General features: G+C 64.9%; 13 protein-coding genes. 2 read left to right on the top strand and 11 right to left on the bottom strand.

Features of this window, described 5'->3' with window-relative positions; all coding sequences use genetic code 11:
* Positions 1 to 4 precede the first annotated feature (4 nt).
* Positions 5 to 784 (bottom strand): plasmid pRiA4b ORF-3 family protein, encoded by a 780-nt coding sequence (locus LG373_RS02880; RefSeq protein WP_225748933.1) that lies wholly within the window; start codon positions 782 to 784, stop codon positions 5 to 7.
* Between the two features lie 101 nt (positions 785 to 885).
* Here LG373_RS02880 and LG373_RS02875 point away from each other — a divergent pair, with 101 nt between their 5' ends.
* Together LG373_RS02875 and LG373_RS02870 are read left to right on the top strand one after the other, a co-directional pair.
* Positions 886 to 1,509, top strand: coding sequence for an NUDIX hydrolase (locus LG373_RS02875; protein WP_225748932.1), 624 nt, complete (start codon positions 886 to 888; stop codon positions 1,507 to 1,509).
* Positions 1,510 to 1,579: 70 nt separating this feature from the next.
* The gene (locus LG373_RS02870) at positions 1,580 to 4,861 is read left to right on the top strand and encodes a DEAD/DEAH box helicase (RefSeq protein WP_225748931.1); all 3,282 of its coding nucleotides are present in this window, start codon (positions 1,580 to 1,582) and stop codon (positions 4,859 to 4,861) included.
* 66 nt (positions 4,862 to 4,927) lie between these two features.
* Here the strand turns inward: LG373_RS02870 and LG373_RS02865 are convergent, their stop codons facing one another.
* From LG373_RS02865 to LG373_RS02820, 10 genes are all read right to left on the bottom strand, one after another.
* Positions 4,928 to 7,471 (bottom strand): acetyl-CoA carboxylase carboxyltransferase subunit alpha, encoded by a 2,544-nt coding sequence (locus tag LG373_RS02865; RefSeq protein WP_225748930.1) that lies wholly within the window; start codon positions 7,469 to 7,471, stop codon positions 4,928 to 4,930.
* A 42-nt stretch (positions 7,472 to 7,513) separates the two neighbouring features.
* Entirely contained in the window at positions 7,514 to 7,963 is a 450-nt protein-coding gene (gene fabZ / locus LG373_RS02860; protein WP_225748929.1) for a 3-hydroxyacyl-ACP dehydratase FabZ, read from the bottom strand.
* An 80-nt stretch (positions 7,964 to 8,043) separates the two neighbouring features.
* On the bottom strand, positions 8,044 to 9,351 hold the full coding sequence (gene fabF / locus LG373_RS02855) for a beta-ketoacyl-ACP synthase II (protein ID WP_225748928.1): 1,308 nt from the start codon (positions 9,349 to 9,351) through the stop codon (positions 8,044 to 8,046).
* On the bottom strand, positions 9,348 to 10,112 hold the full coding sequence (gene fabG, locus LG373_RS02850) for a 3-oxoacyl-[acyl-carrier-protein] reductase (protein WP_225748927.1): 765 nt from the start codon (positions 10,110 to 10,112) through the stop codon (positions 9,348 to 9,350). The genes fabF and fabG overlap by 4 nt, the downstream gene beginning before the upstream one ends.
* Entirely contained in the window at positions 10,109 to 11,122 is a 1,014-nt protein-coding gene (locus tag LG373_RS02845) for an ACP S-malonyltransferase (protein WP_225748926.1), read from the bottom strand. Before LG373_RS02845 ends, fabG begins: the two co-directional genes overlap by 4 nt.
* 10 nt (positions 11,123 to 11,132) lie before the next feature.
* Positions 11,133 to 12,104: a nitronate monooxygenase gene (locus tag LG373_RS02840; protein ID WP_114567576.1), complete on the bottom strand. Its 972-nt coding sequence runs from the start codon at positions 12,102 to 12,104 to the stop codon at positions 11,133 to 11,135.
* 72 nt (positions 12,105 to 12,176) lie between these two features.
* Positions 12,177 to 12,398 carry an acyl carrier protein gene (locus LG373_RS02835; protein ID WP_114567577.1) on the bottom strand — a complete coding sequence of 74 codons (222 nt, stop codon included), beginning with the start codon at positions 12,396 to 12,398 and terminating at the stop codon, positions 12,177 to 12,179.
* Positions 12,399 to 12,515: 117 nt separating this feature from the next.
* A complete protein-coding gene (locus LG373_RS02830; RefSeq protein WP_225748925.1) occupies positions 12,516 to 13,031 on the bottom strand; it encodes a MarR family winged helix-turn-helix transcriptional regulator in 516 nt (171 codons plus the stop codon).
* A gap of 73 nt (positions 13,032 to 13,104) precedes the next feature.
* Positions 13,105 to 13,920 (bottom strand): hypothetical protein, encoded by an 816-nt coding sequence (locus LG373_RS02825; RefSeq protein ID WP_225748924.1) that lies wholly within the window; start codon positions 13,918 to 13,920, stop codon positions 13,105 to 13,107.
* 8 nt (positions 13,921 to 13,928) lie between these two features.
* On the bottom strand, positions 13,929 to 16,010 hold the full coding sequence (locus LG373_RS02820) for a ribonuclease R family protein (protein WP_370632829.1): 2,082 nt from the start codon (positions 16,008 to 16,010) through the stop codon (positions 13,929 to 13,931).
* Between the last annotated feature and the right edge of the window lie 2 nt (positions 16,011 to 16,012).

Genomic DNA, 16,012 nt, shown 5'->3' with positions numbered 1-16,012 from the left:
TCGGCTAGAGAACCGCGTCGTCTTCCTTGAGGTTAATGCTCATCGATACGCTCATCATCATGAGCATCTTCTCGACCAGGAGGCTCTTGCACATTTCCTTGAGCTCTTCGGGGTCATCGGGAATGAGATCGGCCTCCATTTCATCGACCATGTCGAAGGCGAACGACTCGTTCAGGCCGAAGACGTCGAAGAACTCGGGGTCGAAATCCGCGCCGCTCTCGTAACCGGCCCAATCGAGCATTTCCCCGTGCGCAGGATCGGAGGGATCCGCCAAGATGCGGCACAAGTCCTCGTACCCGCCCACGCCGCCGCAGTCTTCCGGCGGGGCGAGGCGCGCGCCGTCCACGCATATCGGGAAGAAGGGAACCAGGATGTCGGCTTCGGGAACCTCGTCCTCGACCTCCAGCTCTATCTCCCAGTTGTCCCCCAAGTCGTAGGTGTACAGAAGCTTGTCTCCCGGACGCAGCACTTCGGCCGCGCCCTTCTTCTCCGCATTGTAATGCGCGCCGCTTCCTGCGGGCTTCGTCGCCATGTCGTCGTAGAGCTGCGGAGCGTCGTAGGAGACGCCGTCCTTCTCGAACAGGTACAGATGATAGCCGGCCCAGTCGAACGACTTCGCAATCGATTCATGGAGCAGGCCCATGTCCACTCCGGAGGGAACCAGGATCCTGCGCCAAATAGGAGGCTCCGATTCGAGGATTGTGGCTTTGATCTGGTAAAGAGTGGGCTCCTGCGCCGATGAGGAGCCGTTGTCGCCCGGAAACTCGATGATTTTGGCCGTCATGGAAGGCCTCCTTCTTGATTGTCGTTCAGCAAGGTGAAGTGTAACAGAAAGCACCGTGGAATCGTCTGGCGCCCGCGTCCGGCTCGCCGTACAATGTCCTCGTGACGCTCATCGACGACATACGCGCGTACCGGCCCTTCAACCAGCAGGAGGCCGCGGACCGAACGACCATCCTTCAGCGACTGGAGGCCGATCCGCATGCGTTCGACCGCACATCGCCCGCGCATGTGACGTGCTCGATCTGGACGGTCGACCCCTGCGCAGCCAAAACCCTCATGGTCTACCACCGCATCTACGATTCCTGGTCGTGGATCGGCGGGCACGCCGACGGCGAGCGCGAGCTGGCGCGCGTCGCGCTGCGCGAACTGGAAGAGGAGACGGGCATCGCGCGGGCGCGCTTGGTGCCCTGCGGGCCGGGCGGCATCTTCTCGCTGGAAGTTCTTACCGTGAACGGCCACGAGAAGCGCGGCGCGTACGTCGGCTCGCACCTGCACCTCAACGTCACCTACCTGGCCGTCGCATCTCCCCGCGACCCGCTGCGCAGCAAGCCCGACGAGAACGCGGACGTGCGCTGGTTCGACCTTGCCGAAGCGTGCGAAGCCTCCACCGAGCCGTGGATCCGCGACCGCATCTACCGCAAGCTCGTCGAAAAGCTGGCCCTCGTCGATCCCGATGCGCTGCGCAGCGCGCATCTATCGGCTTCGCATGGAGAAGGCCCCGAATGAGCGCATTCCGCGAGCAAACAAACGTTCCCGCGATATACAATGGACGTTTGATCGCGAAAGGAGCGCGTCCATGATCTCAGAGCACGAACTCGGCAGCCAATGCGCATCCCGCACGCTTGCGCGGGCGCGCTCGATTGCGGAATCGGATCGCAACATCCTGACGAAGCAGGTGCGCTACGACGGCAACGAGACCACCTTGAGCGCGTTCGTGGCAAGCAGCAGCGGATGGGACGACCGCTACCGCACCTCCGTGGCGATCAACGAAAAGGACGACGCCATCCTTGACTACGCTTGCACCTGCCCCGCCTACCGCGAGTACGACGGCATGTGCAAGCACTGCGCGGCGCTGCTGCTGGCCTACAACGAGGAGCCCCAGAAATTCATGGGGTACCACGCCAAGAAAACCGCGGCCACGTCGAACTGCATCGCGGAGTTCATGAAGCGTACCGAACAGCTGACCAGCGACAACGACCTGCAAGGCACCATCGACATCGAAACGACCGTGGCCTACGGCTACCGCGACTGGTCGGCTCACTTCAAGATAGCGGGCCCGCAGGGATCCTACGTCATGAAGAGCATCTCGGAGTTCGTGGATCGCATGCGCACAGGCGAGCGGTTCTCGTACGGCAAGAAACTCGCCTTCACGCACGCCCCTGCCCTGCTCACCGAGCACGCACGCGACATCGCGCAGTTTCTGGACCGCGCGGTCTCGCTGCGAGAGCGCGCGAACGGAGCGGCCTTCTGGCGCTACCGCGGGCGCGACGAGGTGGGACGCGACCTTCAGCTTTCGGACATCGAGGTGATCGAGCTGCTCGACCTTCTGCACGACCGGCCGTTCGTCGTGCAGGGAACGGACTACGGAACGCGCTCGATCACCCATGCCCGCATCATCGAGGCCGATCCGAGCATAGACATCAACCTGCGCGCCGCCGACCAGGGAGGCTACCTCATCTTGCGCGGCGACGACATCGTGCTTGCCGCACAAGGAAGCCGCATGTACGTTTGGCAAGACGACGTCTTCTACCGCTGCTCGCCCGAATTCGCGCAATGCGCCGACTTCTTGCGCAACGTCTACGACAGCGACGAGAGCAAGCTGTTCATCGCCGAGGCGGACATGCCGCTGTTCTGCGCCGCCGCGCTGCCCGCCATCGAGCGGCATCTGCACGTGCGCGCGCCGCGCGAAGTGGAGGCGTACCGGCCCGTACCCTGCCAGCTGGAGTTCTTCTTCGACAAAGACGATCGGGGCGTGACCTGCGACGCCTGGGCCGCCTACGGCGAGAAGCGCTACCTGATCTGCGGATTCACCAACGATGAAACCGCCGAGGAAACAGCGGGGCCCCTGCGCAACGAGCGCATGGAGGCGAAGGCGGTCGACCTGATCAAGCGCTACTTCAACCCGTTCGACGCTTCCATCGACATCGATGACGACGAAGCCGTGGCAGCCCTCGTGTTCGGCGGCCTTGCCGAGTTCCGCGAGCTGGGCACCGTGTTCACCACGCCCGCGTTCGACCGGCTCACCCGCGACGGCAAGCCGCAGGTAACGCTGGGCGTGTCGCTGACGGGCAACCTGATCGACCTGACCGTGTCCTCCGAAGACCTGCCCGCGCGTGAGCTGAGCGCGCTGCTGGCCAGCTACCGCAAGCGCAAGCGCTTCCACCGCCTTCGCAGCGGCGCGTTTCTGGACCTGCGGGACTTCGATCTGTCCCAGCTTGACCGGCTTGCGGCCGACCTGGGCCTGACCGCGAAGCAGCTGACGTCCGGCCACGCCCAGCTGCCCGCCTACCGCGTGTTCTACCTGGACGAAGAGGACAACCTCGAGCGGGATCGGTCGTTCACCCGCTACGTGGAGAGTTTTCGCCACGTGGACGAGCGGTCGTACCATGTGCCGGACAGCCTTGCCGACACGCTCAGGCCCTACCAAGCGGAGGGCTTTCGCTGGCTTTCGGCGCGCTGCGACGCCGGGTTCGGAGGCATCTTGGCCGACGAGATGGGCTTGGGCAAATCCGTTCAGCTGATCTCGCTTCTGCTGGCCCGACGAGACCAGGCCTGCGAAACCGGTCCGAGCCTGATCGTCTGCCCCGCCTCGCTCGTGTACAACTGGCTTGCCGAAATCGAGCGCTTCGCGCCCGAGCTTCGCGCGCAGGCCGTGACGGGATCGAAGCGCGAACGAGCGCGCATCCGCAATGCCGCGTTCGACGGGCAGAGCGCGCGAAGCGATGGGCACGCGCCCGCCGATCAGCCGATCGACGTCCTGGTCACCTCGTACGATCTGCTGCGCATCGACGTGGCGGATTACGTGGGGCGTTCGTTTTTCTGTTGCGCGCTCGACGAGGCGCAGTACATTAAGAACCCTGCCACCCTCACGACGCGCGCCGTCAAGCGCATCGACGCCGCGCACCGCTTCGCCCTGACCGGCACTCCCATGGAGAATCGCCTGAGCGAGCTTTGGAGCATCTTCGACTTTCTGATGCCCGGCTTGCTCGGCCCGTACGCTCGCTTCCGCGAGCGGTTCGAAGCGCCCGTCGTAGGCGGGGACGAAGCCGTGGCCCGACGGCTGCAAGCCGTCGTGGGACCCTTCATGCTGCGCCGTTTGAAGACCGACGTCCTTGCCGATTTGCCCGACAAGCTCGAGTCCATCGTCTACGCGCACCTGGAGGGCGAGCAGCAGCGCCTGTACGCCGCGCACGAGCAGCGCCTGCGCGAAGATTTGACCGAGCAGCGCAACAACAGGAAGAACAACGATTTCGGAAAGCGGAAGGTGGAGGTACTTGCCGAGCTTACGAAGCTGAGGCAGCTCTGCTGCGATCCGCACCTGCTCTACGAGAACTACGGCGGCCAGGCGGCGAAGCTCGACGCCATCATGGAACTGGTCGACTCCGCTATGGACGCCGGCGAAAAGACGCTCGTGTTCTCGCAGTTCACCAGCTTTTTGGAGCGCATTGCACGGCGCCTGAGCGCAGCGGGCGTTGCCTACTACACCATCACGGGAGCCACGCCCAAGCAGAAGCGCCTGGCCCTGGTCAATTCGTTCAACGAGGACGAGACGCCGGTGTTCTTGGTGTCGCTCAAGGCCGGAGGGACGGGCCTTAACCTGACCGGCGCATCGGTCGTGGTGCATGCGGACCCCTGGTGGAACGCAGCCGCGCAAGACCAGGCCACCGACCGCGCCCATCGCATCGGCCAAACGCGCGTGGTGAGCGTGCAGCGCGTGATCGCCAAGGACACCATCGAGGAGCGCATCGTGCGTTTGCAGCAAGCGAAAAGCGAGTTGGCAAGCCAAGTCGTTGGAGCGAGCGGCGTTTCGCTTGCGAACCTGACCCGCGACGACCTTATCGACCTGCTGCAAGGATAAAACGAAGGCGGGGCCGGTAGGACAGCGATCGCCACCCCACCGGCCCCGCCGGCCGTCTTGCTCGCCCTAGAACTTCATGAAGCGCTCGTAGCGCTGCTTCAGCAGATCGTCCAGAGGACGCTCGCCAAGCTCCTCGAGCGTTTTGACCACGTAGGCCCGAACGCCTTGAGCGGCCGCTTCGGGGTTTTCATGGGCGGGGCCGGCGCCTTCGGGAAGAACGGCGTCGACGATGCCCATCTGGCAGGCCTCGTGCGCGCTCATCTTCATGACGGCCGCCGCTTCGGGGGCGCGCGTGCGGTCCTTCCAAAGGATGGAAGCGAACCCTTCCGGCGAGAGAACCGAGTACACGGCGTGCTCCTGCATGGCCACGCGATCCGCAACGGCCAGGGCCAGAGCGCCGCCCGACCCGCCTTCGCCCAGAAGCACGCTCACCACCGGCACGCGCATGCCCGCCAGCGCTATGAGGTTGTCCGCAATCGCGTTGCCCTGCCCGCGTTCCTCCGCTTCGGTACCGCAGAACGCGCCCTGCGTGTCCACCAGGCACACGATCGGACGCCCGAACTTCTCGGCCTGGCGCATGATGCGCAGCGACTTTCGATAGCCTTCCGGCTGCGGGCAGCCGAAATTGCGCTTGATGCGCTCCTTCAGGTCGCGGCCCTTTTCCTGCGCGACCACGGTGACGGCGTGCCCGTCGATCCAGCCCAGCCCGCACACGATGGCGGCATCGTCGCCGAACGCGCGATCTCCGTGCAGCTCGATGAAGCCGTCGACAAACGACTCGATGTACGACAGCGCCGTGGGACGATGCACGTTACGCGCCAGCTGCACGCTTTCCCATGCGCGGTTCGAGCGCGTCGAGAGCGCAACCTTGCCCCGAGCCGACGACGACGGCGCGCCGTCTTCGAGGGGCAGCCGACCGTCCGCGTCGAACCCGCCTCGCTTGAGCGCACGCTCCAGACGTCTGCGCGATGCCGCATCGCTGCGCGCGAAACCGCCCATCAAGCCCGCGACGCGATCCCTCAACCGTGCCGGTGCCCAAGTCGCCTCGGTCAACGACGCGCCCTCCGGAGTGAGGTTCCCGTACGTCACGGTATTGTACGTATGCGTGCCGTTCGCCAGGTTGTCGCGCACGGCTTCGTAGCTGACGAATATCTCCCGGTCCCCTGGTTCGTGCCCGCTCTTCCCCGCGCCCGCAGGAGAGGTTGCCAGATGAATGGCCAGCACGTGCGCGAGCGCGCTGCGCAGGTTTTCGCGCTCGACGATCGCGTCGATCAGCCCGTGCTCGAGCGCGAACTCGGCGGTCTGGAAGCCTTCGGGAAGCTCCTGCTTGATGGTGTCTTTGATCACGCGCTGGCCGGCGAACCCGATGAGCGCCCGCGGCTCCGCCAAGATGACGTCGCCCTGCATGGCGAACGACGCGGTCACGCCGCCCGTCGTGGGATCGGTGAGCACCGAGATGTACGGAAGCTTGGCCTCGGCATGACGGTCGAGCGCGAACGACACCTTCGCCATCTGCATGAGCGACACCAGGCCCTCCTGCATGCGCGCGCCGCCCGACGCGGTGAACACCACCACGGGCAGGCGCTCGTCGGTTGCGCGCTCCACGAGCCGCGCCACCTTCTCGCCCACGACCGATCCCATGGACCCCATGAAGAACTGCGACTCCATGATGCCGATGGCAACGCGCAAGCCGGCGATGCGGCCCTCGCCCGTGCGCACGGCCTCGTCCAAGCCGGTTTTATCGCGCTGAGCGGCCAGCTTCTCCTCGTAGCCGGGAAATCCCAGCGGATCGGTTTCAGGCACCGATCGGCTCCATTCGACGAAGCTGCCCGCGTCGAGCAGGTCGTCGATGCGCTCGGCCGACGACATGCGCAGGTACGTGCCGCACGACGGGCAGACGTAATGCCCTGCGGCCACGCTGGCTGCATCGAACTTGAGGCCGCACGCATGGCAAGCCCGCCAGGCTTCCGTGCCGTTTGCCGTCTTTTCCGTGGAGCAGAGCACCCAGCCGAGCAGAGGGGACTCGACGCTGAGCGGTTTGAACACGCGCACGCCGCGCGCTGCAGCGCGCGCCAGGAAGCTGTCGACTTCCGAAAGCGCAACGGCTTCGTCGCAGAGCAAGATGCAGGACGCCTGGCACTCCGAAGCGGCCTGCAACACGGCGTGCGCGTTGCTGAACAGGGCGTCCGTATACTTTTCGCCCAGGCAAACGCTCAGCGCAGCCGCCTTCACGTGCGGGTCGTAGCGACGATCCTGCGTATACGCCGCGCACGCCGCGAACCCGGCCTCGACCACCGCGGGAAACAAGCGGCGCGCCGTCTTCGCGCGGGCCATGACAAGAGCCACGGGAGCAGGTCGATCAGCTGCGACGTCAACCCCCGAAGCGCATCGGCCCGCGCCGACAGCCTCGGAGAAAACGGACGCGTCCACCGCGTCGAGCGCGTTCGGAGCATCCGGGAAAGCTCCCGCCGCCTCGGCCGCCATGCGCGTCAGGCGATACACGACGTCGGCGGAACCCTCCGCCGCTCGGACCGCCGGCATAGCACCGCTCTGCGACAGCATCGCCCCGTCGGTTGCGATGGTGATGTAGTTCTGCTTACGCTGTTTCATCGAACGACCTTCCGCTTGCCGGACACGCGACGCTGTCGCGCGCTACGCCTCGGCCTTTGCCAGCACATACTTCTGCGTCGCCGTCGCGCACACCTGGCCGTCGACGCTCGCCTCGACCTCCGCCACGCACAAGCGAGACGATGATTTCACGATACGCCCCTTCAAGACAAGCGTGTCGCCCGGCTCCACCTGACGGCGAAACTTCGCGTTGTCGATGCCCGTCAAAAACCCGATCGACCCCTCGGCCCCGCGCTCTACGAGCACGCAGAACGAGGCGGCCTGGGCAAGCGCCTCCATGATGATGACGCCCGGCAGCACCGGGTGCCCCGGGAAATGGCCCGCGAACAGCGCCAATCCGGGATCGACGTCAAGCTCGGCCGTCACTTCGACGCCCGGCTTGCAGGAGGTCACTCGGCTCACCCAGCAAAACGGGTCGCGGTGCGGCAGCACCGCCTCGACGACGTCCTTGCCGCAGGGATACTCGATATCCATAGGTTCTCCTTTCAACGGCGCGCTCTTTGCGCGCCATGCGCCCGCGCGAGACGCCAAGGCGTCTCGCGCTCCGACGGCCGTCAGGCCAGCGGGGTCCGGTACGGCGAGATGGCCAGCGAGGCGTTGTGGCCGCCGAAGCCCAGCGAGTTCGAAAGCGCCACCTTCTGAGGGTAGTTCGTCTTCGCCTCCACCACCACGTTCACCGGGCACGCAGGATCGGCTTCGGCGAACCCGGCCGTGGGAGGAACGCAGTCGTCGGCCACGGACAGGGCGCACACGATAGCCTCGATCGCACCCGCGGCCCCCAGCGTATGGCCCGTCGTGCCCTTCACGGAAGTGACCGGCACCGTACGAGCGAGCTCTTCGCCGCACACGGCGGCAAGCGCCTTGGACTCGGTCGCGTCGTTTGCGGGCGTACCCGTCCCGTGCGCATTCAAATGCCCCAGGTCGGCAGGCGCGAAGCCCCCTTCCGAAAGCGCCTGCAGCATCGCACGCGCCACGCCGTCGCCGCTCGGCTCGGGAGCGGTCATGTGGTAGGCATCGCCCGTCGAACCGAAGCCGACGACCTCGGCCAGCACGGTTGCCCCGCGCCCGAGCGCATGTTCGAGCGACTCCAGAACCACCGCGCCCGCGCCCTCGCCCGCCACGAAGCCCGCTCGGCGCGCGTCGAAAGGCAGCGACGCCTTGCAAGGATCGGACGACTTCGAAAGCGCGCCCAGGTTCGCGAACCCAGCCAAGCAGATGGGAGACACGGACTCTTCCGAGCCTCCGGCAAGCGCCGCGTCGATGTAGCCGTGCCTGATGTCGCGCACGGCCGTGCCGATGCAATGGGCCCCCGTTGCGCAAGCGGTCACCACGTTCAGGCACTCGCCCTGCAAACCGTAGCGAATGGACAGGTTGCCAGCGGCGATGTTGCCGATCATCGTGGGGATGAACAGCGGGCTCACGCGCTTGGGGCCCTTCTCGGCCAACGTGGAGAACCCGCTTTGCAGCTCGTCGATGCCGCCGATGCCCGTTCCGAACACGCACGCGATGCGCGTGGCGTCCTCCGCTTCCATATCGAGCCCCGCCTGAGCCATGGCCTCGTCGGATGCGACGATGGCGTACTGCACGAACCGCTCGAAACGGCGCGCCTCCTTCTTGGAAAGGCCGTGCTCGGTCGCGTCGAAATCGCGCACCTCGGCAGCGATGCTCACGTCATGGTCGGTCGCGTCGAAACGCGCGATCGGACCTATGCAGCAAGCGCGGCCCATGACCGCGTTCCAAAGCGCCTCTACGCCGACGCCGGCAGGAGACACCGCGCCCATGCCGGTGATGACCACGCGATGCGTGCCGTCGGGACGGCGCGTGGCGATATCCTGGGCACCCGAATTCGCGTTCTTGCTCATAGCGACATACCTCCATCGATGCAGATAACTTGCCCGGTCACGTAACCGGCCTCCTCGCTCGCCAAAAATCGAACGAGCGCGGCAACGTCCTTCGGCTCGCCGAAGCGTCCCGATGCGATGCGTCCCAGAATCGCATCGCGCTGCTTGTCCGACAGCTCGTCGGTCATGTCCGTGGATATGAAGCCCGGGGCGACCGCGTTCGCCGTGACGTTGCGGGCGGCCAGCTCGCGCGCGAGCGATTTCGTCAGGCCGATAACCCCCGCCTTGGAAGCCGCATAGTTCGCCTGACCCGCGTTTCCGGCCACGCCCACCACGCTCGACAGGTTCACGATGCGACCGTAGCGCTGTTTCATCATGCGCTGGGCCGCCGCTTTGCAGCAGTTGAACGTACCCTTGAGGTTCACATCGATAACCGCATCGAAGTCCTCCTCCTTCATGCGCACCAGCAATCCGTCGCGCGTGATGCCCGCATTGTTCACCAGCACGTCCACGCGCCCGAACGCTTCATAGGCGGCCTCGATCAATCCTTGCGCCTGATCGACATCGGCAACGTTCGCCGCCACCGCAACGGCGCGCACGCCGTACTCGTCGGCCAAACCATCGGCCAGCTCCTGAGCTGCGGCAAGCCCGCGTTCGCTCGAGCAGTTCACGCACACGTCGAAGCCGGCGCACGCCAGCTCTTCGGCCACCGCACGGCCGATTCCGCGGCTCGATCCGGTAACGACCGCGCTTCGGCGCAGGGTTTCGGGTTGGTTGGTCACAGTGTCTCCTCTTCGGAATCGGAGGCGCAGCACGTTGCCGCGCACGCTTCAAGGCTCGTTCGATCCTGTACGCAGCAACGCGTGAAGCTCCGATCGATGCGCTTCACCAGGTTCGCAAGCACGCCGCCGTAACCCGCCTCGACGAACGTGTCCGCACCGGCGGCTGCAAGCGCCTCGATGCTTTGCTGAAAGCGAACGGGACCGGTCAAGTGCTCGACCAGACGCGTCCGCGCACGCGCCGCGTCCAGGGGTGCGGCGGACAGGTTGCAAATGAGCGGCACGCGAGGCTCGGCAAACTCCACGCCGTCCAGGTACCGCGCGAGCTCGACTGCGGCGTCGCTCATCAAAGGGCTGTGGAACCCCCCGGACGTAGCCAACCGCGAGAAGCGCCCCCCTTGGTCGGCCCATGCGGCCTCGATGCGCTCGATCGCCTCCGGCGTTCCGGAAACAACGATCTGGCCAGAGCAGTTGTAGTTTGCCGGAACCAGAACGCCGCCCTGCGCGCATTCCGCGCACAGCGCGCGCACGCTCTCCTCGTCGGCCTTGAGCAAAGCGCTCATGGCGCCCGGTTGCGCGGCAGCCGCCTCGGCCATGAGGCGGGACCGCTCGCGCACGAACGCGAAAGTCGCCTCGTCCGACAGCATGCCCGACACGGCGAGCGCGCTCACCTGGCCCAGCGAGAAGCCCAGCACGGCGATCGGCTCCACGCCGCGGGCTTCGAGCGCACGCGCCGCGCCGATCGACAGCGCGCACAGCGCCGGCTGGGCGTAGCGCGTGTCGTTGAGCTGATCGGCGCTTGCATTCGAAACCAGATCGGCTACGTTGTAGTCCAGCACGTCGGACGCGCAGGAGAACACCTCGGCCACTTCGGGAAGATCGAAAAGGCTCTCCCCCATGCCGGGCTTTTGCGAACCCTGGCCCGAGAGCATGAACACGGGACGCCCGGGAAGCATGCGCGGAACCGAAGGCGCGCCGGTACGCGGTCCTTCCGCGAATTGCGTGTCAGCCACAGCGCACCCCTTACCGAACGCGTGCGCGCCGAGCGTTCAACTGCGCCAGCGCCTCAAGATCGAGTCCGCCGAGAGCCTGCGCCTCGGCGATCATCGAAGCAACCACGTCCGCTGCCGTCCTGCGCTCGCTCACGAGCGCAGCCGACTGCCCCGCCATCATGGTCCCGTTGTCCACGTCGCCCTCGACGGCGCGCCTGAGCGAACCCACGTACATCGCCTCCAGCTCGTCGCCGTGCGCAGCAGCGTCGCCTTCCAGCTTGCGCACGGTGCGCGCGAACTTGTTCTTCAAACAGCGAACGGGATGCCCGCTGCCGCGGCCCGTGACTATGGTGTCGGAATCTTTCGCAGCGATGACCTTGTCCTTGTAGGCATCGGCGATGCAGCACTCGTCCACGGTCAAGAAGCGCGTGCCCACCTGCACCCCTTCGGCCCCAAGGGCGAACGCGGCAACAAGCCCGCGTCCGTCGGCTATGCCTCCCGCCGCGATCACGGGGATCGAAACGGCATCGCATACCGCCGGGACGAGGGCCATCGTGGCAAGCTCGCCGATATGGCCGCCCGCTTCCGTGCCCTCGGCCACCACGGCGTCGGCTCCCAGGCGCTCCATGCGCACGGCGAGCGCGCTCGAGGCGATCACGGGAACCACCTTGATGCCGGCGCCCTTCCACAGATCCATGTAGTTCGCCGGGCTGCCCGCGCCCGTGGTGATAACGTCCACTTCAAGCTCCGTCAAAAGCTTGGCGACCTCCGCAGCGTTCGGATCCATGAGCATGACGTTCGCGCCGATAGGCTTGTTGGTTTTCGAGCGGGCGATGCCCACCTGCTCCTCGATCCACGACAGCGGCGCGCCGCCGCATGCGATGATGCCCAAGCCCCCCGCTTCGCTGACCGCTGCGGCCAGATTCGCGTCGGCGATGCGAGCCATCGCTCCTTGGATGATGGGCACCTCGATGCCCAACGTGTCCGCTACCCGCGTTCTCATGCTCCGATCCTCTTTCTCGAACTAGCTCGTCATGCCAAAAGCGGGCCCCGAAGGCCCGCGTCTTCAGCCCCTCTACTTCAAGGAATCGATATGAGCGACCAGCTGGCCCACCGTTTCGATGCCCTCCGGCTCGCCGAATTCGACGTCGCACTTCTCCTCGAGATCGCAAATGAGCTCGACCATGTCAAGCGAATCGATGCCCAGCGAATCGAGCGTGGCGTCTTCGACGATACCGTTGGCATCCAGGTCGAGGTTTTCCACAAGTACGTCTTTCACGATGTCGATCGTAGCCATGTTGATCCTTCCGCTTCCAAATTAGTTTGATAATCAAAGTATTTAGGCATAGACGATGATAAGGAGACTTCGCCTCGATTGCAAGTGCCTTGTCGGCCCCTCCACGATTTCTGCGCGCTACTCCTGCGCGTCGAAGAATGCCTTGACTTTCGCGAGGGCAACGGCGAACACGCGCTCTTCTTCCTCGCTCAGATCGGCTAGCGCCTCGTCGATCATCTGATGATGGAACAGGTTATGGGCGCGCAGCACCTGACGGCCCTTTTTCGTAAGCGAGACCAGTACTTTGCGCCGGTCGTCCTCCGCGCGCTCGCGCTCGACGAAACCCTTCTTGACCAGCTTGTTAACGGCCGTGGTCAGCGTTGCCAGCGTCACGCCCAGGCGCGCGGCAACCACGTTCATCGGACTGTGCTCGTGAAGGCCCACGGCCACGATGGTGTGCACTTCGGTAATGGTGAGCCCCTGCGTCAAACGGTTGTCCAAAGATCGCTCTTCGATGCGCAGGATGGAGTTGAACGTGCCCGACAGCAGGTCGTCGATCTCTTGCCGACGTGCGCGCACGGCATCGTCGGCCCCTGCCCGAGGCCTGCTCGAAAAAGATCGATCAAGGTCGCTCGATCCATGTGCCGTTTCCATAGCCGTCCCCTTCCCGCGCCGTCGATGCCCGCATCATACCGTATTCGCTTTGATCATCAAAGCGAATACTCGATCAGCAATCGGAGCCTCGGCGACCGCCGGACGAACTCGGCCACGGAACAAGCCTTTTGACGATGGATCCCGAACCCTTGCTTTTGAGGTAGCGGTACCCGATAACCGAGAACACGATCGCGCCGATCAGGTTCACGAACAGATCCTCCATCGTGTCCATAAGCTCGATATCAAGGTAGCCCCCTACCCCAAGCTCCTGACCGTTCACGACAACCTCTTCTATCCCGTCTATGCGCACAGGGTGCTGCGATCCCGTGGAATCCAAGAGCGCGCTCGCGATGCTGGTGACCACCGCATCCTTTTGCATGTCCAGGCCGAACACCCGATCCATGCCGAATTCGAAGAACTCCCAAAGCACGCCGATGGTCATCGAGAAGCAAAACGCCACCACCACGCAGAAAAACGGCGAGAGCGAGAAGGCGATGCGGTCCGATCGATTGAGGATGGACACGAGAGCAAGCCCGATCGCAGCAGCTAGAAACCCGTTGAACGTATGCAGAAGCGTATCCCAAAACGGAAAGATGGTATAGAAATGCAGAAGCTCGCCCAAGATCTCGGCAGCGAAAATGAACAGCACGATGATCACTTCGAGCGTTTCGGGGATGGTGATGCTGAAGTTCACTTCAACGAACGCGGGCACCAAGAACAGCACCAGCGTGAGAAGGCAGAGAAAGAACGCCTCGTAATTGCCGAAAACGAGCGCGGAGGCCGCGCACGCGACCACGATCAAGCGCAGCACCACGTACACGGCGAACGTTCTCTTGTTGCTGTGCATCTGGCGCGCCATAGCTTGCGCCGTCTCCCTCATGCGCCCCATAGCCCCGGCTACCGCCCTTGTTGAACGGGGCGGAAATCCAGCCGCCTGGCGCGCGGGTCGGCGGACGTCAAAACCACGGCAAGGCGCTGCCCCAAGCGATAGGTTGCGCCCGTATCCTGACCGGTCAGGCGATGCTGAACCGGATCGAACGCGAAGTACTCAGGCCCCAGGTTCCTCACGGGCACCAAACCTTCGGCGGTGTTGTCCAACCGCACGTACAGCCCGTACGTGGCCACGCCCGACACCACGGCGGAAAACGACTGGCCCACGAACGCCTGCAAGTACTCGATGATTTTGATTTCCTGGGATTCGCGCGCCGCCTTCTCGGCCACACGCTCCATATCCGAGGAATGCTCGGCTATCCAGGGAAGCGCCGCAACCTCCTGATCGAATCGCTCCGACCGCTTCGTCAGCTGCGCCTTCAGCATGCGATGCACCACCAGATCAGGATAGCGCCTGATAGGGGACGTGAAATGCGCGTACGCGCTGCTGGCAAGCCCGTAGTGGGGCTCGCACGCGGGCCGGTAAACCGCCCGCTTCATGGAACGAAGCAGCAGCGACGAGACCAGCTCCCCTTCCGCGCGGGAAGCACTGGCCTGAAGAATCTGCTGCAGCACCCGGGGGTCGCCCGCCACCAGCTTGTCCTGATCGACCAGGTCGAACCACGAGAACTCCTGAAACACCGGGATCAGAGCTGCCAGGCTGTCGGACGACGGCTGCTCGTGCACGCGAAACAAGCTCGGGAACCGAGCGTCCTCCAAGTGGCGAGCCACTGTTTCGTTCGCGAAGATCATCGCCTCTTCGATCAGCGAGGTCGCGTCGGTCTTGCGCCTGAGGTCTATGGCAACGGGATGCCCCTCCCGATCGAGGCGCACGCGTGCTTCCACCGTGTCGAAGTCCAGCCCTCCCGCCGCTTCGCGCGCCGCCGAGCGCCTGTGCGCAATGAGCGAAAGACGGGCAAGGCGCCAGGCAAGCTGGTCGTCGGCTTCGGTCTGGGCGTCGAGCATGTCCTGCGCCTCGTCGTACGACAAGCGCGCGTTCGAGCGAATAAGGGCGGGGTACAGATCGTACGAAACCAACCGCGCATCGTCGTCGAGGTACAGATCGACCGTCATCGAGCGCCGCACTTCGTTCGGGCGCAGCGAGCACAGATCGCCCGACAGCTCCTCCGGCAGCATCGGAATCACCCGATCGACCAGGTACACGCTTGTTGCGCGGCGCCGCGCATCCAGGTCAAGCGACGAGTTCCACGGCACGTAATGCGAAACGTCCGCGATATGCACGCCCAACCGCCAGCGTACGGCCTCCGCCCCGCGCCCGTCCACGAACCGCATGCCGCGAGGAGCTTCCTCCCGGCGCGCCGGTTGGCTCAGCACGATTTCGCCGTTCGTCAAAACGACAGGATCCAAGGAGATCGCATCATCGAAGTCGCGCGCATCCGCAGGGTCGATGGTGAACGTGAAGCGCTCGCGCAGATCGCGGTACCCTTCGGCCAGCGCGGCATCCTCGTCGACCGTCGCAGCGCGCGCCTCCGAAAGCGCGCCTTCGGAAAACGTCGTCTCGAGCTTGTGCCGCGCGATCACCAAATCTATCGCCGCGGCCTCCTCGTCGGCCTTGCCGAGCACTTCTTCGATAACCCCCGTCGCCGCCGTGTTACGGGAGGGAAACGTGGAGATGCGCACGCGGACAAGCGAGCCGTCCTCGATACCAGGGTATTCTGAGCGCATCGTGAAAATGTCGTAGGGGATGCGCGTATCCTCCGGAACCACGACGCCGAAAGGTTCGGCTACCTCGTAGCGGCCCACCAGCGTATCGTGCGCGCGGTCGATCACGCGCAGCACGCGCGCAGCCGGCTTCTCCGTCGCAGGGGATCCGTGCCGCTCGTGCGGCTGCTTTCCACCGCCCTTCGGCGCGGGGAGAGGGGCCAGCTCCACCAGATCGCCGTCGAACGCGCCCGCCATCTTCGACTCCGGCACAAAGAACTCGCCCTCAGCGGTCTGCACGAAGCCGAAGCCGCCCGCGCGAACCATCAGGACGCCTCGAGGATGAGCGCGGGGTGCGCGCCGCGTATGCGAACGGGAACGAGCCACGG

It is taken from the genome of Paraeggerthella sp. Marseille-Q4926 (genome assembly GCF_916618935.1).
Lineage (GTDB): Bacteria > Actinomycetota > Coriobacteriia > Coriobacteriales > Eggerthellaceae > Paraeggerthella > Paraeggerthella hominis.
This window is presented reverse-complemented; position numbering and strand designations above follow the sequence as displayed.

Bases quoted from the DNA above. Each gene is read 5' to 3' on its own strand.
- LG373_RS02880 (WP_225748933.1), bottom strand. From the start codon at position 784: ATGACGGCCAAAATCATCGAGTTTCCGGGCGACAACGGCTCCTCATCG.
- LG373_RS02870 (WP_225748931.1), top strand. From the start codon at position 1,580: ATGATCTCAGAGCACGAACTCGGCAGCCAATGCGCATCCCGCACGCTT.
- LG373_RS02865 (WP_225748930.1), bottom strand. From the start codon at position 7,471: ATGAAACAGCGTAAGCAGAACTACATCACCATCGCAACCGACGGGGCG.
- fabZ (WP_225748929.1), bottom strand. From the start codon at position 7,963: ATGGATATCGAGTATCCCTGCGGCAAGGACGTCGTCGAGGCGGTGCTG.
- fabF (WP_225748928.1), bottom strand. From the start codon at position 9,351: ATGAGCAAGAACGCGAATTCGGGTGCCCAGGATATCGCCACGCGCCGT.
- LG373_RS02840 (WP_114567576.1), bottom strand. From the start codon at position 12,104: ATGAGAACGCGGGTAGCGGACACGTTGGGCATCGAGGTGCCCATCATC.
- LG373_RS02835 (WP_114567577.1), bottom strand. From the start codon at position 12,398: ATGGCTACGATCGACATCGTGAAAGACGTACTTGTGGAAAACCTCGAC.
- LG373_RS02830 (WP_225748925.1), bottom strand. From the start codon at position 13,031: ATGGAAACGGCACATGGATCGAGCGACCTTGATCGATCTTTTTCGAGC.
- LG373_RS02825 (WP_225748924.1), bottom strand. From the start codon at position 13,920: ATGGGGCGCATGAGGGAGACGGCGCAAGCTATGGCGCGCCAGATGCAC.